Genomic DNA, 17,671 nt, shown 5'->3' with positions numbered 1-17,671 from the left:
AGGGTGTTCCGCGTCAGGTCCTGGTCCTGCCGCCGATTCGTTCGTCCTTCGACCAGCCCTGCGCGCCGATCAGCGGAACGAACCAGACGCCGCCGAAATCTTCTTCGTCGAAATTGTCGCCGCTGCGACGCACCAGCCTGACAAGGTGCTGGGCGCGCACTTGTGGGCCGACCGGCATCACCAGGCGCCCGCCTTCAACCAGTTGCTGTTTCAAGGCCCCGGGCACCTCGAAACCGCCGGCGGCAGCGATGATCGCATCGAAGGGTGCTTCTTCCGGCCAGCCAAGGCTGCCGTCGCCCGTGCGAACCTCGATATTGTCGTAACCCAGCCAGGCAAGCCGCTCGCGGGCAAGGTCAGCAAGCGACGCCAGGCGTTCGATCGAGAACACGCGCGCCACGATCTCGGCCAGTATGGCGGCCGCGTAGCCCGACCCGGTGCCGATATCCAGCACCCGGTCCTCCGGTTGAAGCCTGGCAAGTTCCGTCATCAGGGCAACGACATAGGGCTGCGAGATGGTCTGGCCGTTACCGATCGAAAGCGGCATATCGTGATATGCATATTCGCGAACGTTGTCGGCGACGAACTCTTCGCGGGGCACTGTCCCCATGGCACGCAGCACGTTAAGGTCGCGCACACCCCTTCCGGCAATCTGCCGGTCGACCATTCGGCTCCGGGCCTCGGCGAAATCCAGCACGGGCTTGTCCTTGCCATGTGCAGTTCGGATAATTCGCAAGCCGTGGCCGAAGTTCCGGGCCATGGTCCATGGCCGGTACTATTCGGTGGGTTTTTCGTCGGTCTCGTCTTCGTCGTCGCGCACCGGAATGGCGTAGCTGCCCGATAGCCAGCGATTGAGATCGACTTCCTTGCAGCGCGTCGAGCAGAAGGGATAGGCTTCCCGCGTGGCGGGACGGCCGCATTCGGGGCAGGGCCGTTTCGGTCGCAGCGGCGTGACCTTGCCGGCATCGCTCATGTGTGCGCTCCCGACAGCCAGTTGAAGTGAACCTTGAAGCCTTCGGCCGTGAGCAGTCCGACCGTTTCATAAAGCGGCAGGCCGACGACATTGGTATAGGAGCCGACCAGCTTGACCACGAAAGTGCCGGCAAGCCCCTGGATGGCATAGCCGCCTGCCTTGCCCCGCCACTCTCCGGACGCGAGATAGGTTTCGAGTTCCTCGCGGCCAAGCCGCTTGAAACGGACCCTTGTTTCCACCAGCCGCTGACGCAGCTTGCCCGCCGGCGTGATCAGGCAGATGCCCGTGTAGACGCGGTGCGAGCGACCCGACAGAAGCTTCAGACAGTTCGACGCCTCGTCGACCAGTTCCGTCTTGGGCAGGATGCGGCGTCCCACAGCAACCACCGTATCGGCCGCCAGGATGAATTCCCCGTCGGAATGCTGTTCGCCCTTCAGCGATTCGAGCGCTTTCTCAGCCTTCGTCCTGGCCAGTCGCTTCGCCAGCGAGCGCGGATGTTCGGCCTTGTTCGGCGTCTCGTCGGTGTCGGTAGGCAACAGCCGGCTGGGCTCCAGCCCCGCCTGTTGCAGAAGCTCGATCCGGCGCGGCGAACCCGAGGCGAGCACAAGCTTCTGGATGGTGCTCATCACAATCCTGTCTGTGATATGCGACGGAACCGTTCTACTTGAAGCGGTAGGTTATACGACCCTTGGTCAGGTCGTAGGGGGTCATTTCGACCAGAACCTTGTCGCCGGTCAGAACGCGAATGCGGTTCTTGCGCATACGGCCAGCCGTATGAGCCACGATTTCATGTTCATTTTCGAGCTTGACCCGAAACATCGCGTTCGGGAGCAATTCCGTCACAGTACCCGGAAACTCGAGGACTTCTTCCTTCGGCATTCTATTCCTTTGGTCTGGATTTCATTTCGGCACCCGGGCCGAAATTCACGCGGAACCTATATGATTATCGGGCCTTTGTGAACAAGCTTATTTAAAGGTGTCTTGGCACGTTCACGTGATGAAACGCTGGGCAATTCTAGCCTTCAGCCGATCCCTTACGTCGCGATAGGCATCCAGTATCTGCTCGCGCGTGCCCGTCACCGTCGTCGGATCGGCGGTCGGCCAATATTCCACGTCGACCGCGATCGACCGCGTCAGCTCAAGCGCGGCGTGATGTGCCTCCGGCGCCAGCGTCACGATCAGGTCGAAATAGTCATCCTCGAGATCTTCCAGGGTCTTGGATTGGTGCTCTTCGAGAGAAAGGCCGGCTTCCGCCAGCACTGCGTCGACGAACGGGTCGCGCTCGCCGGCGCGCACGCCAGCCGAGGCAATGAAGGTCGAGGCCGGCAACACGGCGCGGGCAAGGGTCTCGGCCATGGGCGAGCGGACGGCATTCATGCCGCACATGAACAGGATCGACCTTGGAGGGTTAGGCGCGGTCAGGGCTATCCTCGCCAGTGCAGCACGCACACAAGGGTGAACACGCGGCGCGCCGTGTCGAAATCGACATCGATCTTGCCGGCCAGGCGGTCCATCAGCGTCTGCGAGCCTTCATTGTGCAGTCCACGGCGGCCCATGTCGATTGCCTCGATCTGGCTTGGCGTCGACGTGCGGATCGCCTCGTAATAGCTTTCGCAGATCATGAAATAGTCCTTCACGATGCGGCGAAATGGCGTCAGCGACAGGATGTGCGTCACCACCAGGCTGCCATCCTCGCGAGAGATCTCGAAAACCAGCCGCGAGTCGACGAGCGACAATTTCAGTTTGTAGGGGCCGCCGCCTTCGTCATTGACCGGCTGGAAGCTGTTCTCCTCGATCAGGTCGAAGATCGCCACCGCCCGCTCATGCTCGATGTCGGGCGTCGAACGGCCGATCGATTCGTCGAGTTCGACGTCGATCAATCTCGATTGCTTGCGGCCGATATCGTGCATTCGCTTTACAGATTCAATCGGATGGCGACGGAACGGGCATGCGCGTCAAGCCCTTCGGCCTTGGCCAGCGCGATCGCCGCCGGCGCCAGCGCGCGAAGTTGCCCGGGCGCAAGTTTAAGGATCGACATGCGCTTCATGAAGTCGAGTACCGACAGGCCCGAGGAGAAACGCGCAGAGCGCGCGGTCGGCAACACATGGTTCGAACCGCCGACATAGTCGCCGATCACTTCCGGCGTATGGCGGCCGAGGAACACCGCTCCCGCATTGCGGATACCAGGCAGCATCGCATCTGGATCAGCGACCGCAAGCTCCAGATGCTCGGGCGCGATGCGATTGGCGAGCGGAATGGCCGCGTCGAGAGTGTCGACCAGGATCACGGCGCCGAAATCGCGCCAGCTCGCAGCGGCCGTTTCGGCGCGTGGCAGCGATTGAAGTTGGCGCTCGACCGCCTCGCAGACGGCTGTGCCGAAAGCTTCGTCGTTGGTGATCACGATCGACTGCGCGGCGCTGTCGTGTTCGGCTTGGGCAAGCAGGTCGGCGGCGATCCAGTCAGGATCATTGTCGGCATCGGCGATGACCAGCACTTCGGAGGGACCGGCGATCATGTCGATGCCGACCGTTCCGAAGACCTGGCGCTTCGCGGCGGCCACATAGGCATTGCCCGGACCGACGATCTTGGCGACCGGCTTGATGGTTTCGGTCCCGTAGGCAAGTGCCGCCACGGCCTGCGCGCCGCCGATGCGGTAGATTTCCGAGATTCCGGCAAGGTCGGCGGCAACCAGCACCAACGGATTGATGACGCCACCGGATGCGGGCACCACCATGACGATACGCTCCACGCCGGCGACGAGGGCGGGAATGGCGTTCATCAGCACCGAGCTCGGATAGCTTGCGGTGCCGCCCGGAACATAAAGGCCGACGGCCTCGATCGCGGTCCAGCGCGAACCAAGCTCGACGCCGAGCGGGTCGGTATAGCGGTCGTCCTGCGGGCGCTGGCGCTGGTGGTGCGCGCGGATGCGGTCGCGGGCGAATTTCAGCGCTTCGACGACTTCCGTATCGGCCTCGTCGTAAGCGCGCGCGATGTCGCCTTTCGAGACCGCAATGCCGAGCTCGCTGAGATCGGCGCGGTCGAGCTTTTGCGAATAGTCGACAAGGGCGGCATCGCCTCGGTCGCGAACATTCGCAATGATGTCGCGCACGACGGCATCGACATCCGCCGAAGCCTCGCGCTTCGTGGTCAGGAATGCTGCGAAGCGCGTTTCGAAGTCAGGTTCGGTGGTGCGGAGCGTGATGGCCATTATATGCGCGAAACTCGTCAGATTTTGTGAATGGGACGGGAGGCGGCCTCCCATGCGCCGCCGACATCGGTCAGGCGCGCTTCGATGCATTCGACCTGCAACGCGATGGCGCCGCCGCCGGCAAGCACCAGTTCGATGACGCCGGCCGGCACCTCGCGTTGATGAAAGCGTATCGCCAATAGTGACAACACGTCCTCCGGCTTGTCGCGCGCGACCCCGGTCGTCCTGACGCCGAGCACGCGGTTGAAATCGAGAACGCTTTTGCGGCGCTGATAGCGCAGGCGCAGAAACCCGGTCTTCGTTTCCCAGGCAAAGCGGTTCATCGTCAGCACGAATCGCTTGGCCGATGCGGAAAAATTGAGATCCGCGACCTTCATGACGGCATCCTGCGCATGCGCCGAGACGATGCTCAAATCCTGTTCGTCGAGAGCGACGAGTTTTAGCTGGTCCATGTCGGCGTCCGCGCCTGTGCGAAACTCTTTCATTTCGTGTTATGCGGTCTTCGCACGAGGCGCAACCGCAAGGAGGCCGAGGTGTGCTGTCGATTGATCCCGGGTCTCAATAAGTGGTGCGGCGTTCTTCCGAGGGCGGGCGTCCGAACTGCAGCCGGTAGCTCTGCGCGAAATAAGAATGCGAGGTGAAACCGGTGGCAATGGCGATGTCGAGGATAGGCATGTTCGTCTGCCGCAGAAGCTCACGTGCCCGCTCCAGCCGCAGCCGCATATAGTAGCGGCCGGGGGTGACGTTCAGGTGGCGCAGGAACAGGCGCTCCACCTGGCGCACCGAAAGGTCGGCCATCCTGGCAAGCTGCACCGCCGAAAACGGTTCATCGAGATTGTCGGCCATCAGCTCGACGATCCTGCGCAGCTTTTCGGATTTTCCGGTGAGGTCGCGCTCCGGGCCGATGCGCTGGCGGTCGCCGGCGGAGCGGATGCGCTCATGCTGGAACTGGTTGGCGACGCCATTGGCGACACCCGCCCCGAAATCGGAGCGCACGATCTCCAGCATCAGGTCGATGGAAGTCGTCCCGCCGGCGCAGGTGTAGCGTTTGCGATCTATCTCGAACACATTGCCGGTGCATTCGATGTCGGGAAAGCGCTCGATGAAGCCGGCGCGATTTTCCCAGTGGATGGTGCAGCGGTGGCCTTCGAGCTGCCCGGCCTCCGCAAGCAGATAGGAGCCGACTGACAGCGCGCCCAGCGCGCCGCCGCGCCGGCCCCAGTTGCGCAAGGCTCCGAGAACCTTGCTCTTGCCGGGAAATTCGGTGGTGAGCCCGACGCAGACGAATAATATGTCGGCGGGCGGAATATCGGCCACGCTGTAGTCGATCTTGAGCGGCAGGCCGTTGGAGGCCATGACCGCATCTCCATCCGCCGACACCGTCGTCCAGCCGTAGTAATCGTGACCGAGCAGCCGGTTCGCCGAGCGGACGGTGTCGATTGCGGCCGCCAGCGAAAACATCGAGAACTTGTCGACCAGCAGGAATGCGAACTGCCGTCCGCCTTCCCCGGCGTCGGGCATGATCGGCATTCCTACCGGAAGGGGAAGCATCGACAAGCCGGCATCTCCACTCGGCTGCGAGGAGGGTCGGAGCATCGGACCGAAAAGTGGAACCGGTTTTCGGATCGATCCGATGCTCAATCAATGTGCTGGAGCGTCCTTTGTGCGTCCGATCGGACGCACGGCGCTCTAGAAGGTCGGGCGCTCGATGCCGGCGGCGCGGCTGGCCGAAACCAGCGTGTTGGCCATGAGCATGGCGATCGTCATCGGGCCGACGCCACCCGGCACCGGCGTGATCGCGCCGGCTGCCTTCTCGGCGCCCGTGAAATCGACATCGCCGACGATCCGCGACTTGCCATCGCCCTTTTCCGGCGCAGGAACGCGGTTGATGCCGACATCGATGACGGTTGCGCCGGGTTTCACCCAGTCGGCCTTGATCATTTCGGGGCGACCGACGGCAGCGACCAGAATATCGGCGGTGCGTGCCAGAGCCGGCAGGTCCTTGGTGCGGCTATGGGCGATGGTCACGGTGCAATTGGCCGCGAGCAGCAGATTGGCCATCGGCTTGCCGACGATGTTGGAGCGCCCGACGACTACGGCGTTGAGGCCTGAGAGATCCTTGCCGTGCACCCGTTCGATCAGCAGCATGGAGCCGGCCGGCGTGCAGGGCACGAAAGCGGTGTCGAGCTCACCGGTGCCAAGCTTGCCGACATTGATGAAATGAAAGCCATCGACGTCCTTCTCGGGCGCAATCGCCTGGATGATCTTGCCCGAATCGATGTGCGCCGGCAGCGGCAGCTGCACCAGGATGCCGTGAATCTGGCGATCGGCATTGAGATCGCCGATGAGCTTCAGCAGGTCGCCCTCGGTGGTTTCCGCCGGCAGCGTGTGCTGGACCGAGTGGAAGCCGCACTCCTTGGCCTTCTTTCCCTTGGAAGAGACATAGACCTGGCTCGCCGGGTCTTCGCCGACGATGACGACCGCGATGCCGGGGGTTACTCCATGCTTGCTGGAGAGATCGGCCGTGAGACGCTTGACCTTCTCGACCACGTCATCGGCCACGGTCTTTCCATTGATGATTTCCGTCATGACTTTCCCTTTGGGCTTTGATGTCGATGGTGACGCATAGTCACGAAAAGGGGCGTTGTGCAACCTGGGACCAATCGACACTCAGGATGGTATGAGCAAAAATCGTTCAGTTCGAGGAGCGGAGCCGACGGCGCAGTTGCCCTGCGTCGAGGTTGCGCGACGCGGAAATGGGCGATTTTGGCCATATCCCTGCGGGACGCGGCGGATTGCGGCCCTGAATGTGTCGAAAATGCTCGACGGTGGTCGACACCGCCATGCGCTTTTCTCCTGTTCAGGACCGAAATCCGGCTCGCGCCACGCCCAAATCCTGAATGTCGATTGGTCCCAGCCAAAAGCCGCTTGCGTCGCGGATTCGTCAATCCACGAGATTTGGCGGTCAGAAATAGCGGCGGCGTGCCCGCGATCGCGCCAGATCTTCCACTGCATGGCGGAACTCCCGCAGGCTGGCGCGGATTTCCTCGATCGGCGCCTGCGCCGGGGCATCGGGATCGGCCGGCTGCGCCGCGTCATCCTGGTTTTGTTGCGGATGGATCGGTTTGCCCGGCATTGGCGCCCGCGCAGGTGCGGGTTCATATATGCGCGGCGCTGGGCGGCTCGGCTGCGTCTCCGGTCCGGGCCGGCTGCTCGCGCCGAATGATGCCGGGGGTATGAAGTAGGGTGAAGCGGCCTCTGCGGCCGGGGGCACGGTCGCGGGTTCTTCGAACTGTGCACGACCTGTTCCCTGGCCCTCCTGCCGATCGACGTTGCGAGCGGACGGTAGGGGCTGGGGCAAGCCGGAAGCGGCATTGGTCGTTTGCACCTCAGGCCGCTCATTGTCGTGCGGCTTGCCGGCCTTCTGGACCACGCGCTGCCTTGAAAGGCGCTTGCGCCTGCGCTCGTCGGCGGTGTCGCGCAGGCTCTCATAGGCGCCACGCATGCCGCCGAGCCCCACGCCAGCCAGAAAGCCCAGGATCGTTCCCAGCATTGCGATGCTGGAGCGGGACGGGCCGTTGGCCTGCAGCGGCGGATAGGCGACGGAAATCACGCTCATATTGGCGGTATTTATGTCCTTCTGCTCGCCGGTTTCGCGGGCGCGCAGCAGGAAAGCCTCGTAAACCGCCCGCTTGGCGGCGGCTTCACGTTCAAGTTCGCGCAGCGTGACGAGCTCCGAGCTGACATCGCCCTGGCGGACCTTGAGCTGGGCAAGTCGCGAGGCCAGTTCCTGCTCCAGTTGCACGGCGCGCTTGAGCTCGGTCTGCACCGACGCGACGATGCGGCGCAGTTCGCCGCCGATCTGTTCGCGCGCTCCGGCAAGCTGCGCCTCGACCGCCTGGCGTTGCGGATGACGTGGGCCGAGCCTGACGGCAAGGCGATCGGTCTCGCTCTTCAGCGCGGCATATTGCGAGCGAAGTTCGGTGATTGTCGACGACGCCAGTTCTTCCGGAAGAGCGCCGCCCAGAACTGAATCGAGATTGGCGGTCTTGGTCGAGGCCGCCTTGGCGTTGAGTTCCATGGTGCGCGCGCGGGCGACGGAAAGCTGCTCGTTGAGCTTCAGAATCTGCTCGTCGGTGATGAGACGGCCCTGCGCATCGATGAGGTCGTTTTCGGTCTTGAAGGCCTCGACCTCGCGCTCCGCTTTCTCCACGCCGGCGCGCAACTCGTCGAGCCGCGAGGTCAGTTCGTCGGTTGCCCGCCCGGCAGTGTCCGACTGGAGTTCGCCATAGGTCTGGAGGAAGACATCGGCCATGGTGTTGGCGATCAGCGCCGACTTTTCGGCATTCTGCGTCTTCACCGCAATGACCACGATGAAGGTCTTGCCACCGCGTTCGACCGTAAGGCTTTCGGCGAGGTGCTCGATGGCGAGGGTGCGCCGTATCGCCGGATCGTCGTCGCCGCTCTCGCTCCCGGTTAGAAGCGAGCGCAAGCTGAAGCCGCCTCCTGCTTGGCCGTTGAATTCCGGATCTTCGTCGAGTTTGAGTTGCTCGACCACCTTGTTGAGCACGGTGCCCGAGGTGATGACCCGCACCTGGTTCTCGACGATGGCAAGCGTCGCCTCGTTGGAGAAGCCGGCCTGAGTGAGATCACGCTCGACCAGCTTGAGTTCGCGCGGATCGATCAGGAGCTCGGTCGCCGCTTCGAACGTCTTCGGCGTCGAAAGCGCGATGGCCACGCCGAGCGCGGCGCCAAGGACCGTCGTCAGCAGGATGAGCTTTCTGGACGCCACGATGCCGCCGATGACCTTCATCGGATCGATCAAGGGCTTCCATTGCCTGTCGTCCTCGACATCGGCGTGGACGGTTTCGATTTCGTCCGAGACATATGTCCGCTGCTCGTTGCCGGGATCGGCGACTTGGTCTTGATTTGGCTGCGTGTCGTCGTCCTTCCGCGAAAATGGCGAGCGTAACTCCGTCCAACGCGTCTTCCAACCGGTAAGAAGACCAGCAAGCCCCGCGCTTTCGGACCGCCGTGTTTTTTCGACGCCTGGAGATTTCGGCCTTTCAACCACTGCCGGTTGCGGCGTCGGGTCCTGCTCATCGCCCGCGAACGCCAGAAGCGAGCGTTTCCGGCTGTTGCGATTTTCGGTGTCAGACATTGGCGGCAGACTTCAAATGCGGGGCTCACGCGACCGGAGCCCCGATCATTAAGCCACATTAAACAGGTATGGGAAACAAACGGTTAATTTATGTCGCTTCAGGCTTGCACCTGGCGCTTGTGCCGCTGGATGCTGCAATCCTGGTGCGGGATCGGAGAACGGCACATTAAACTTTTGCCCGTAGGCTCCCCCTGCAACATGACCCATGCCAGTGACATCAGGCCGGCCCACCGGACCACGCGACTTGCGTCTTTCCTGTCGGAACGACGGGGGCTTGTGTTCGACTATCTATCGGCAATCAGCGGCGCCGGCGGTCGCCTGGTGTTTTCGCTCGTCTATTTCGTAGCTCTCGCCAACACGCTGTCGCTCGGCGACTTCGGCCTGTTCGCGACCGCCTCGGCCGCCGGGGTCATGCTCTCGCGCATCCTGGCGCTGGGGTTCATTTCGGCGCTCTATCGAACCGCCACCATTCGGCCCAACCTGATCGGTGTCTACAGCGCCGGTTTCATTCTGTTGTCGGTGCTGTCGCTGCCGTTGCTGGCGGCGGCATCCTATGCGGTCTATCTGATCTTCTTTGCCAGCGAGCTTGCGCCCGCGGTCTTCGCGACCGTGATCTTCGCCGAGACGCTGTTGTGGCGGCCGGTGGAGGCCGCGATCATCGTCAACAATGGGCTCGGCCGCTTCGGACGCGCATCCGTGTTGTCCATCATCGGCACGGCAACGCGGGCGGTGTTTGCCGCGGCTTTCTTTTTCTGGCCAGGCGGCAACCTGGTCGATTGGTCGCTGTTTTATGTCGCGGCAAACGCTTGCAGCGCGATCGTTGCGTTCGGCTTCTTCTATCCGCGCCAGCGCCTGCGGCTGCGTCCTGCGCTCTATCTGCGCAGGTTGGCCGATTCGGTCTATGTCGCCGGCGCCGAAGTATTGTTTTATCTCCAGATGGAGTTCGACAAGCTGCTGGTGCTTTCGATCGGCGGACCCCAGCTTGCCGGCCTCTATGCGATCATCATGCGCCTTGTCGATCTGACGGCGATTCCGATTCGAACCTTCTCCATGATGCTGGTGCAGCGCATGATGCGGGCACCGCAAATGCTGGAACGCCTTCGCGTCCGTGGCGGTATCGAATTCGGCATCTTCCTGGTTTCGACGCTCGCGCTGCTCGGTCTGGCACTCATCCTGCACTTCTTTCCCAATGCGCTCGGTAGTTCCGTGGCGGAGGCCGCACCCTTGCTTGGACTGGCGATCTGCATTCCGGGCCTGCGCAATCTTATCGAATATCAGGCAGAATTGCTGTTCGCCCGCGGCCAGACGCTGGTGAGGGCGTTCAATCTGGCGCTTCTGGCGACCCTCAAGGCGGTACTTCTGGTCGTGGTGCTGACGCGCGGTCTCGATACCGCGAGCCTGATCTGGTGGCTGAACGGGGTTTTCGCCGTGCTCTATCTCGGATCGACGCTGCTTACCTATTCGGCCATGCGCATGCCGGCCAGGGCGGTCTGATTCAATCTTTGAGCCATCGGACCGAAAAGTGGAATTCGGTTTTCGGAAAAATTCGATGCTCCAACAAAGAGATAGATCGACAATATGCGTCCATCAGGGACGCACGCCGATCTAGCCAATCAGGCGACGAAGGCGCTCGGCATCGACATCGATGAAGGATTGCAGGCCGACGGCGACCTGCTCCTGCCCCATGCCGGCAACGAAGGCGCGCAAATCCGCATCCGACAGATGCGAGCCGTACCAGTGCACGCGGCAGAATTCTTCCGACCCGTGGAAATGATCCTCTCCGTCGAGAATATCGTCGATAAAGCTGCCATAGATCATGCACTCGGAGAATTTCCGGCGCGAGCCGACCACTTCGATCCAATGGCGGCCGTGCACCGCCTCGATGCGCGCGCACATCGCCTTTACGCTGTCGCGTCGCCAGGCAATCAGCGTGGAGACGTAATCGTGCCGCGCGACCTCGGGAACCTTAATGCCGAGTGCTGCGCCGGCATTTTGCGCCCATATGTCATGATCGACGTTCCGCTGACCGATCAACGTCAGGTCGCGCCGGAATAGCCGGACCTTGCCTTCCTTCTGGAAGGCGGCGCAATCGAACGGCTTGAGGAACACGACGTCGGAATCGCAGTAGACCAGAACCTCCTCGCGAATGTGGTCGGCGATTGCGATGCGCCGCAATTGCTGGACGTGCCAGCCGCGAAGCGGCTTCGTCCTGAGGCTCAGCCAGATGCGTCGGCGAAACAGGCTGAGCGGGTCGTCTACCGCCCAAAGCCAGCCCGGCAGCAGGTCGCCTTCGTCGACGACAGTGCGGCGGCTTGATTCCAACTGGCGAAACAATGCCACGTCGCGGCGCTCGACGAGGATATAGTGATGGTCCGCACCGGTGACGTGCCGGTCCATGGTCTCGCACATAAGCCGGCAGCGATCGAAATCGGCCGCATAACTTGCGGTGACGAGCGCCGTGCCGGCTACCGATTGCCTCGTGTGAGCAGGGGGCGCTTCCTGTTTGGCAAGCCCGATGGTCACCATCCATCCTTTGGCGCTGAAAACTTTTGGCGCAGCACGCGGGCGAGAAACAGCGGATTGCCGACGATGTAGCGCCGCCACAGCCGCCGCGGCTCGATCATCAGGCGGAACACCCATTCGAGGCGAAGGCGCCGCATCCAGGCAGGCGCGCGTGGCACAGCGCCGCTCATGAAGTCGAGCAGCGCGCCGACCGCAATCGGCAGTGTGCAATGACGCTCAGTGATGTGTTGGGCGATCCACAACTCCTGTCGTGGAACTCCCATCGCCACCAGCAATATGTCCGGCTTCAGGCGCTTGATCCGCTCGAGGATTTCGGGCTCGTCATGCTTCGAGAAATAGCCGTCGTGAATGACCGAGAAGTGATGCTGCCCTGCAAGGGCCGACAGTTTCTTTGCAGCCATCTCGGCATTGCGGCGCGTGGCGCCGATGAGCCCGACGCTCAGCGCTTTCTTGGAAGCTTTGAGAAAGCCCGGAATGAAATCCGTCCCGTTCAGATTTGCCGGAAATGGCGAGCCGTAGAGCAGCTTGGCGGCGATATCGACGCCGATGCCGTCGGGCAGGATCAGGAAATCATCGAGCGCGGCCGCAAATGTCGAATCGGTAGAGGCGATATTGGCGTTGTGCGCGTTGAGAAAACTGACCTTGGTGAAGCGGCGCTCTTCCAACATGCGCTTCAACAGCGCAATGGCCTCTGTCCATTCGATGTTGGCAACAGGAATGCCAAGAATCGTCTTGGTGTCGCTAGCGCTGAAAACGGCACGCTTGGCATGGACGTTCATGCCGCGACCTCATTCCGCACGCGGCCCAGCGCATCGAGACCCCAGCCGATGCGCGCGTCGAGCGCAGCGCGCTGGCGGCGATAGAAATGCGAACCATCCGCATCGCCTCCACGGTTGGACGCGGCAAGCTCCAGCGCGCGAGCGAAGGCCTGCGGATCGTCCGCGACAGTGCAGTTTGCCGGCAGAAAGTCGATCCCGCGCAACGCGCTTCTGGTGGCGACGGAAGGCAACCCCAGTTCGAAGGTTTCGATGGTTTTCAACTGCACGCCGGTTCCGGCGCGACTGATCAGCGGAACGACGGCTGCACCGCGCACGAATTCCGTCGCAGCCGGAACGTGGCCGACGAACTTCACGCCGGGATGTTCGGAGCGGACGCCGGGAGGCATGTGACCGGCGATCCTGATCTGGAAATCGCGCCGCAGGCGCGGCACGACCGCTTCGAGAAACCAGTCTAGACCGACGCGATTGGGCTCCCAGGTCCAGGTGCCGATCAGGGCGGCATCGCAATCGATATCGCGTCTTGTCACCGGCGGCTGATCACGCCGTGTAACCAGGGGCAGGGCGGCGGATTTTCCCTTCGAGGCGATGCCGAGGGCGGAGCGATCCTCCTCGGCGAGGGTGAAAACGAAGCGTGCGCGTTCGCACAGCCTTGCCTCGAGGCCTTTCAGGATACGTGCTTCACGGGCGTAAAGCAGGCGCCGGATAACGCCGCGACTGGTCCTGGCGTTTTCTTCGGCCGTGCGAAATTCGACATTGTGGGCGACGAAGATCGACGGCTTGTCGTCGAACAGGCCTTCGAAGGCCCCGGCAAGCTGCACTGAATTCAGCACATAGCCGTCGAAGGGACCGGCGGCATCGATGGCCTGCCGCACCTCTTCGGGAGATATGACGCGCAGCTTGGCAGAGGAGAAGGTGAGGCCGTTCAGAATAGCCCGGGCAAGCCATGCGGTCTTTCGGCGAGCGCCGGCGCCGACGGTGCGCACGTCGATCTCACCCAGAGGCACGACGTCCCTGCGTTCCACGACGGGCACGCCTCGTTCCGTAAATCCAAGGACGGTCACGCGACACCCGGCACGGCGCAAAGCGTCGAGGATCGCCGCACTGGCGATCTCGTAACCCGACCCCTGACCGCCACCCGGAACGATCGATGTTGCAAACAGCAGATGCATCACATGTTCACCCGTCGCATCTGCTAGCAGGAGTGGGTGAACCGTTGATTAAGCGAAGCGTTCGCATTGTCGCGATCGCCGCGCCTGATGGGGCTTAACGACTCGTTGGCAAGCGCATGCTATGGCAGGCAGGGGTTCCAAGGGCGATCTGCGCATGACTCTTTCGACATCCGACGGCTCCATATCGATCCTCGGCAAATCTCCGGACTTGCGATTCGAGGCCATCGAAGCGGTTGTGACGCTGCCGACATTTCGGCGTCCCCGTCAGGTGCTCGACACATTGGAGTCCCTGCGTGCCCAGCAAACGGCCCGCAGGTTTGCCGTCATCGTCATGGAAAACGAAGCCGAGGCGCGGGAAGGGGCCGCATCGGCGCTGCCGCTTTTCGAGGCAGGCAAGATCGAAGGAATGGTCATCGTCGCCCATGAGCGCGGCAATTGCAGCGCCTACAATGCCGGCTGGGAGACGGCATTGCGGCATTTCCCGGCATTTCGCCATCTGCTGGTCATCGACGACGACGAAGTCGCCGATCCGCACTGGCTGGAGCGCATGTGCAGCTGTGCCGAGACGCTTGAGGCCGATATCGTCGGCGGGCCGCAAACGCCGCGATTTTCCGACCCGACCCACTCGGCTTGGGCGCTGCATCCGGTTTTTGCGCCGCCCTATACGGAGAGCGGAATGGTCGGCGTACTTTATTCGTCCGGCAACCTGCTGGTTTCGCGCCAGGTTCTCGAGGCGATGGGGCCGCCTTTTCTCGATCTCCGCTTCAATTTCATGGGCGGCGGCGATTCAGACTTTCTGAGCCGTGCGGTACAGCGCGGCTTCCGGCTTGCCTGGTGCGCCGAAGCTCCCGTTTACGAGACGGTGCCGGCGCGCCGCGTCGAAGCGGACTGGATCCGCGCCCGCAGCCTTCGCAATGGCGTCATCTCGACGCTGGTGGAAAAGAAGAAACGCGCCGGGACACCTCTTGCCGGGGCGAAGGTGCTAGCCAAAAGCCTGGCGCTGCTTGCGGTTTCGCCTTTGCGCGGCCTTGCCCGGCTTGCCGGTACGGGTTCGCTTTCGATCGGTCTCTACCCGGTCTATGTGGCGCTTGGGCGGGTGATGGCCGAATTCGGATATGCCAATGAGCAATATCGCCAACCTGAAAAGCACTGAGCGCGGGCAGATCGCCGATGCCTTTTCGCGCGAGGGTGTTGCCACCGCCGTCGCGGCGCTGCTGTTCACCATCGTCATCATCTCGTTCCGACCTTTCCAGCCGGCGGGAGTCGAAACCGCCGGCAACGGCGACATCGTCAACCAGCTCGGCTTCGGCTCGCTCGGCGCGGCCTCCATCATTGCGCTGATGACGCTCACCGATCGTCGCGTGCTCTCAGCGCTGTTCAGCCCTTCCTTCCTGCTGCTGATCGGCTTTCTGCTGTTTTCCGTCGCGCATGCGGCCGATTTCGATGCGGCCGTGCGTGCCGCCTCCTTTACGTTGATCGGCATCCTGGTGATGGCGACGGTTCTGGCCATTCCGCGCGACGCGGATGCATTTTCGGCCGTCATCGCCTTCGCCGGATTTGTCGTCGTCGGCATGTCCTATATCGGACTGGTGCTCTATCCCAACGAGGCCATGCACACGGCTGCTTCGTCCGAGCCTCAGCATGCCGGGCTCTGGCGCGGGGTGTTTGCGCACAAGAATATCGCCGGCCCGGTGATGGCCTGTTTCAGCTTCGCCGGCCTCTACCTGTTCCGGCGCGGGTGGAAGATCAGAGGCCTCATTCTGCTGGCGGCCGCCATGATCTTCATGATGAACACCGGCTCGAAGACCACCGCTGGGCTTGTGCCGCTGGCAATTCTGATGGTCGCGGTGCCGGGCATCGTGGGCATGCGGATGGCCACGCCGACCCTGTTTCTTCTGGCAATGGCCGGGGTGGCGGTTGGCACTGTCGGCGTTGTTTTCATCGATCCGGTCAAGACACTTGCCGAACAGATGCTGCCCGATCCGACTTATACCGGGCGCACGACGCTGTGGGAGTTCGCCGGCGAGATGATCGCCAAGCGCCCCTGGTTCGGCTATGGTTATGACAGTTTCTGGGGATCGGCTCTGGTGGCCAATACCGATCAGCCCTTCGATCGGGCATGGGATGTTCGCCCTGTCGTGCATGGTCACAACGGCTATCTCGACATCGCGCTCATCATGGGTATCCTGGCACTTTGCGTGGCCGTATACGTCTTCTTCATCGCCCCGCTGCGCGATTATATGCGCATCCCGATGCGCAAGGAAAGCATCTATCTCGGCGACTTCTTCATGATGACGCTGCTCTTTACCGCGCTGAATTCGTTTTTGGAGAGCTTCTTCTTCCGGCGTGCGGATCCGGTATGGCTCCTGCTGGTGTTCGGCCTGATTGGCCTGCGGCTCACGGCGCGGTTTTCACTTCCGTCCGGCCGGAACACGGCCTAAGAGAAGGCTTTAGGAGGAATGCAGAAATGACCGTCAAAGTCGTGCTCGCCGGTTGCGGCCATATGGGCTACGCCATGCTCGTGGGTTGGCTGAACTCCAGGATATTAACGCCATCCGAAGCCTTCATTGTCGAGCCGAATGCCGAACTGCGCGCCCGTGCTGAAAAACTCGGCGCCCGCACGGGCGAGACGGCGTCCGATATTCTGGCTGATGGGCCGTCGGTGGTCGTGCTGGCGGTGAAGCCGCAGATAATCCGGGAAGTGACGAAGGACTATGTCCGCTTCAGCGACGGTCGCACGACTTTCGTCAGCGTCGCGGCCGGCACCTCCATCGCAACATTCGAGGAGATACTGGGTGCGCGCGCGCCGATTGTCCGCGTGATGCCGAACACGCCGGCAGCGATCGGCAAGGGCATGATGGTCGCCTGCGCCAACAGTCGCGTTTCGCCCCAGGCAAGGCAATTCGTCACCGAACTGCTTTCGGCAAGCGGCAAGGTGGCCGAGATCGACGACGAGCGGCTGATGGATGCTGTCACGGCCGTCTCCGGCTCCGGGCCGGCCTATCTATACCATTTCATCGAGTGCCTGACGGCGGCCGGAGAGAAGGCCGGTCTGCCGGCCGAGATTGCCGGCCGGCTTGCCATGCAGACGGTCTATGGTTCGGCGGTCCTCGCCGCGACGAGCGATGAGACGCCGGGTGAGCTTCGCCGCCAGGTGACCAGCCCAAATGGCACGACGGCCGCGGCCCTGGCGGTGCTGATGGGCGACGACCGGCTAAAGAATCTGATGGCAGAAGCCGTAGAGGCAGCCCGGGCGCGCTCGGTGGAACTGGGCAAGTAAACCGCCGAAGCTTTCGATAGCTATCTGACCACCAGAACCGGCACCTTGCTGTGGGTCAGAACCTCGATGGTCTGGCTGCCGAGCAGCAGCCGGCCAAGGCCGCGCCGTCCATGCGAGGCCATGACCACCAGATCGCAGCCATTGTCCTTCGCGGCCGCGACGATCCCCTCGGCGGGAAACCGGTCCTCCAGATGCAGCAGGTCGGCCGCCACGCCGACACGTTTGGCCTCTTCCTTCGATTTGGCGAGGAGCCTTTCTGCGAATTCCCTGCGACTGGCGGTGTAACGCTCGATGTCGGCCGGGCTGGCGACCCAGCCGGTATCGCCGGCCATCGCATAGGAAGGAAACGGCTCGGTCACGGTCAGGATCGTGACCACGCTGCCGAGGTCTCTTGCGAGCGCAAGTCCTTGCTCGACGCCTTTTTGCGCCAGTTCGGAGCCGTCCGTTGCAATCAGTATGTGCTTGTACATGGTTGCCTTCCCTGCTGCAAAATATGCCGACTGAAAGGGCAGCATCGCCGCTTCCTGGCGTGCGGTCAAACAGCCAATGGCGCCGCCAAAATCCTAACCCAAAATTAAGCA

Annotated in this window: 19 protein-coding genes; 4 read left to right on the top strand and 15 right to left on the bottom strand. The window is 62.5% G+C overall.

Translation table 11 applies throughout. The features are described from left to right. Positions 1-13: 13 nt before the first annotated feature. The 11 genes from ACLKMW_RS05045 to ACLKMW_RS04995 all read right to left on the bottom strand — a co-directional run bounded on the left by ACLKMW_RS05045 (position 14) and on the right by ACLKMW_RS04995 (position 9,339). Complete coding sequence (locus ACLKMW_RS05045) at positions 14-694, bottom strand: protein-L-isoaspartate(D-aspartate) O-methyltransferase (RefSeq protein WP_415723302.1); 681 nt, start codon at positions 692-694, stop codon at positions 14-16. 78 nt (positions 695-772) lie between these two features. Next, positions 773-970, bottom strand: coding sequence for a DNA gyrase inhibitor YacG (gene yacG / locus ACLKMW_RS05040; RefSeq protein WP_415723301.1), 198 nt, complete (start codon positions 968-970; stop codon positions 773-775). Next, the gene (locus tag ACLKMW_RS05035) at positions 967-1,596 is read right to left on the bottom strand and encodes a Maf-like protein (RefSeq protein WP_415723300.1); all 630 of its coding nucleotides are present in this window, start codon (positions 1,594-1,596) and stop codon (positions 967-969) included. Before ACLKMW_RS05035 ends, yacG begins: the two co-directional genes overlap by 4 nt. Positions 1,597-1,630: 34 nt before the next feature. After that, a complete protein-coding gene (gene infA, locus ACLKMW_RS05030) occupies positions 1,631-1,849 on the bottom strand; it encodes a translation initiation factor IF-1 (protein ID WP_128624473.1) in 219 nt (72 codons plus the stop codon). Between the two features lie 111 nt (positions 1,850-1,960). Further along, the gene (locus ACLKMW_RS05025) at positions 1,961-2,356 is read right to left on the bottom strand and encodes an arsenate-mycothiol transferase ArsC (protein WP_415723299.1); all 396 of its coding nucleotides are present in this window, start codon (positions 2,354-2,356) and stop codon (positions 1,961-1,963) included. Between the two features lie 38 nt (positions 2,357-2,394). Next, on the bottom strand, positions 2,395-2,880 hold the full coding sequence (locus ACLKMW_RS05020) for a UPF0262 family protein (protein ID WP_415723298.1): 486 nt from the start codon (positions 2,878-2,880) through the stop codon (positions 2,395-2,397). A gap of 5 nt (positions 2,881-2,885) precedes the next feature. After that, a complete protein-coding gene (gene hisD, locus ACLKMW_RS05015) occupies positions 2,886-4,178 on the bottom strand; it encodes a histidinol dehydrogenase (RefSeq protein WP_415723297.1) in 1,293 nt (430 codons plus the stop codon). 17 nt (positions 4,179-4,195) lie between these two features. Continuing rightward, complete coding sequence (locus tag ACLKMW_RS05010) at positions 4,196-4,630, bottom strand: DUF2948 family protein (RefSeq protein WP_415723296.1); 435 nt, start codon at positions 4,628-4,630, stop codon at positions 4,196-4,198. A 106-nt stretch (positions 4,631-4,736) separates the two neighbouring features. Continuing rightward, positions 4,737-5,699: a GlxA family transcriptional regulator gene (locus ACLKMW_RS05005; RefSeq protein ID WP_415723295.1), complete on the bottom strand. Its 963-nt coding sequence runs from the start codon at positions 5,697-5,699 to the stop codon at positions 4,737-4,739. A gap of 168 nt (positions 5,700-5,867) precedes the next feature. Continuing rightward, positions 5,868-6,767: a bifunctional methylenetetrahydrofolate dehydrogenase/methenyltetrahydrofolate cyclohydrolase gene (locus tag ACLKMW_RS05000; protein WP_415723294.1), complete on the bottom strand. Its 900-nt coding sequence runs from the start codon at positions 6,765-6,767 to the stop codon at positions 5,868-5,870. A 376-nt stretch (positions 6,768-7,143) separates the two neighbouring features. Further along, positions 7,144-9,339, bottom strand: a complete 2,196-nt coding sequence (locus tag ACLKMW_RS04995) for a GumC family protein (RefSeq protein ID WP_415723293.1) — start codon at positions 9,337-9,339, stop codon at positions 7,144-7,146. Between the two features lie 198 nt (positions 9,340-9,537). On the opposite strand from ACLKMW_RS04995, the gene ACLKMW_RS04990 reads away from it, so the two are divergent. Next, entirely contained in the window at positions 9,538-10,833 is a 1,296-nt protein-coding gene (locus ACLKMW_RS04990; RefSeq protein ID WP_415723292.1) for a lipopolysaccharide biosynthesis protein, read from the top strand. 111 nt (positions 10,834-10,944) lie between these two features. Here ACLKMW_RS04990 and ACLKMW_RS04985 read toward each other — a convergent pair whose 3' ends face one another. The 3 genes from ACLKMW_RS04985 to ACLKMW_RS04975 are packed head-to-tail and all read right to left on the bottom strand — an operon-like array spanning position 10,945 to position 13,810. Continuing rightward, complete coding sequence (locus tag ACLKMW_RS04985) at positions 10,945-11,865, bottom strand: DUF6492 family protein (RefSeq protein WP_415723291.1); 921 nt, start codon at positions 11,863-11,865, stop codon at positions 10,945-10,947. Next, positions 11,859-12,641 (bottom strand): WecB/TagA/CpsF family glycosyltransferase, encoded by a 783-nt coding sequence (locus tag ACLKMW_RS04980; protein ID WP_415723290.1) that lies wholly within the window; start codon positions 12,639-12,641, stop codon positions 11,859-11,861. The genes ACLKMW_RS04985 and ACLKMW_RS04980 overlap by 7 nt, the downstream gene beginning before the upstream one ends. Then, entirely contained in the window at positions 12,638-13,810 is a 1,173-nt protein-coding gene (locus ACLKMW_RS04975; RefSeq protein WP_415723289.1) for a glycosyltransferase, read from the bottom strand. Before ACLKMW_RS04975 ends, ACLKMW_RS04980 begins: the two co-directional genes overlap by 4 nt. 154 nt (positions 13,811-13,964) lie before the next feature. Between ACLKMW_RS04975 and ACLKMW_RS04970 the strand changes: the two genes are divergently transcribed. The 3 genes from ACLKMW_RS04970 to proC are packed head-to-tail and all read left to right on the top strand — an operon-like array spanning position 13,965 to position 17,090. Continuing rightward, entirely contained in the window at positions 13,965-14,963 is a 999-nt protein-coding gene (locus tag ACLKMW_RS04970; RefSeq protein WP_415723288.1) for a glycosyltransferase family 2 protein, read from the top strand. Continuing rightward, positions 14,932-16,251 (top strand): O-antigen ligase family protein, encoded by a 1,320-nt coding sequence (locus tag ACLKMW_RS04965; RefSeq protein ID WP_415723287.1) that lies wholly within the window; start codon positions 14,932-14,934, stop codon positions 16,249-16,251. The genes ACLKMW_RS04970 and ACLKMW_RS04965 overlap by 32 nt, the downstream gene beginning before the upstream one ends. A 26-nt stretch (positions 16,252-16,277) precedes the next feature. After that, the gene (gene proC, locus ACLKMW_RS04960) at positions 16,278-17,090 is read left to right on the top strand and encodes a pyrroline-5-carboxylate reductase (RefSeq protein WP_415723285.1); all 813 of its coding nucleotides are present in this window, start codon (positions 16,278-16,280) and stop codon (positions 17,088-17,090) included. 20 nt (positions 17,091-17,110) lie between these two features. On the opposite strand, the gene ACLKMW_RS04955 is transcribed toward proC, so the two are convergent. After that, the gene (locus ACLKMW_RS04955) at positions 17,111-17,560 is read right to left on the bottom strand and encodes a universal stress protein (protein ID WP_415723284.1); all 450 of its coding nucleotides are present in this window, start codon (positions 17,558-17,560) and stop codon (positions 17,111-17,113) included. Between the last annotated feature and the right edge of the window lie 111 nt (positions 17,561-17,671).

Origin of the sequence: Borborobacter xinjiangensis, from assembly GCF_047739745.1 — a bacterium.
Lineage (GTDB): Bacteria > Pseudomonadota > Alphaproteobacteria > Rhizobiales > Rhizobiaceae > Pseudaminobacter.
The sequence above is the reverse complement of the archived record's forward strand: the minus strand, read 5'-3'. Positions and strand labels throughout refer to the sequence as shown.

What these genes read in the sequence shown, in the direction of transcription:
- ACLKMW_RS04995 (WP_415723293.1), bottom strand. Translation starts at nt 9,339, where the DNA reads ATGTCTGACACCGAAAATCGCAACAGCCGGAAACGCTCGCTTCTGGCG.
- ACLKMW_RS04955 (WP_415723284.1), bottom strand. Translation starts at nt 17,560, where the DNA reads ATGTACAAGCACATACTGATTGCAACGGACGGCTCCGAACTGGCGCAA.
- hisD (WP_415723297.1), bottom strand. Translation starts at nt 4,178, where the DNA reads ATGGCCATCACGCTCCGCACCACCGAACCTGACTTCGAAACGCGCTTC.
- ACLKMW_RS05010 (WP_415723296.1), bottom strand. Translation starts at nt 4,630, where the DNA reads ATGGACCAGCTAAAACTCGTCGCTCTCGACGAACAGGATTTGAGCATC.
- yacG (WP_415723301.1), bottom strand. Translation starts at nt 970, where the DNA reads ATGAGCGATGCCGGCAAGGTCACGCCGCTGCGACCGAAACGGCCCTGC.
- ACLKMW_RS05020 (WP_415723298.1), bottom strand. Translation starts at nt 2,880, where the DNA reads ATGCACGATATCGGCCGCAAGCAATCGAGATTGATCGACGTCGAACTC.
- ACLKMW_RS04990 (WP_415723292.1), top strand. Translation starts at nt 9,538, where the DNA reads ATGACCCATGCCAGTGACATCAGGCCGGCCCACCGGACCACGCGACTT.
- ACLKMW_RS04980 (WP_415723290.1), bottom strand. Translation starts at nt 12,641, where the DNA reads ATGAACGTCCATGCCAAGCGTGCCGTTTTCAGCGCTAGCGACACCAAG.
- ACLKMW_RS05035 (WP_415723300.1), bottom strand. Translation starts at nt 1,596, where the DNA reads ATGAGCACCATCCAGAAGCTTGTGCTCGCCTCGGGTTCGCCGCGCCGG.
- ACLKMW_RS04965 (WP_415723287.1), top strand. Translation starts at nt 14,932, where the DNA reads ATGAGCAATATCGCCAACCTGAAAAGCACTGAGCGCGGGCAGATCGCC.
- ACLKMW_RS04985 (WP_415723291.1), bottom strand. Translation starts at nt 11,865, where the DNA reads ATGGTGACCATCGGGCTTGCCAAACAGGAAGCGCCCCCTGCTCACACG.
- ACLKMW_RS04975 (WP_415723289.1), bottom strand. Translation starts at nt 13,810, where the DNA reads ATGCATCTGCTGTTTGCAACATCGATCGTTCCGGGTGGCGGTCAGGGG.
- ACLKMW_RS05005 (WP_415723295.1), bottom strand. Translation starts at nt 5,699, where the DNA reads ATGCCCGACGCCGGGGAAGGCGGACGGCAGTTCGCATTCCTGCTGGTC.
- infA (WP_128624473.1), bottom strand. Translation starts at nt 1,849, where the DNA reads ATGCCGAAGGAAGAAGTCCTCGAGTTTCCGGGTACTGTGACGGAATTG.
- proC (WP_415723285.1), top strand. Translation starts at nt 16,278, where the DNA reads ATGACCGTCAAAGTCGTGCTCGCCGGTTGCGGCCATATGGGCTACGCC.
- ACLKMW_RS05000 (WP_415723294.1), bottom strand. Translation starts at nt 6,767, where the DNA reads ATGACGGAAATCATCAATGGAAAGACCGTGGCCGATGACGTGGTCGAG.
- ACLKMW_RS04970 (WP_415723288.1), top strand. Translation starts at nt 13,965, where the DNA reads ATGACTCTTTCGACATCCGACGGCTCCATATCGATCCTCGGCAAATCT.
- ACLKMW_RS05025 (WP_415723299.1), bottom strand. Translation starts at nt 2,356, where the DNA reads ATGTGCGGCATGAATGCCGTCCGCTCGCCCATGGCCGAGACCCTTGCC.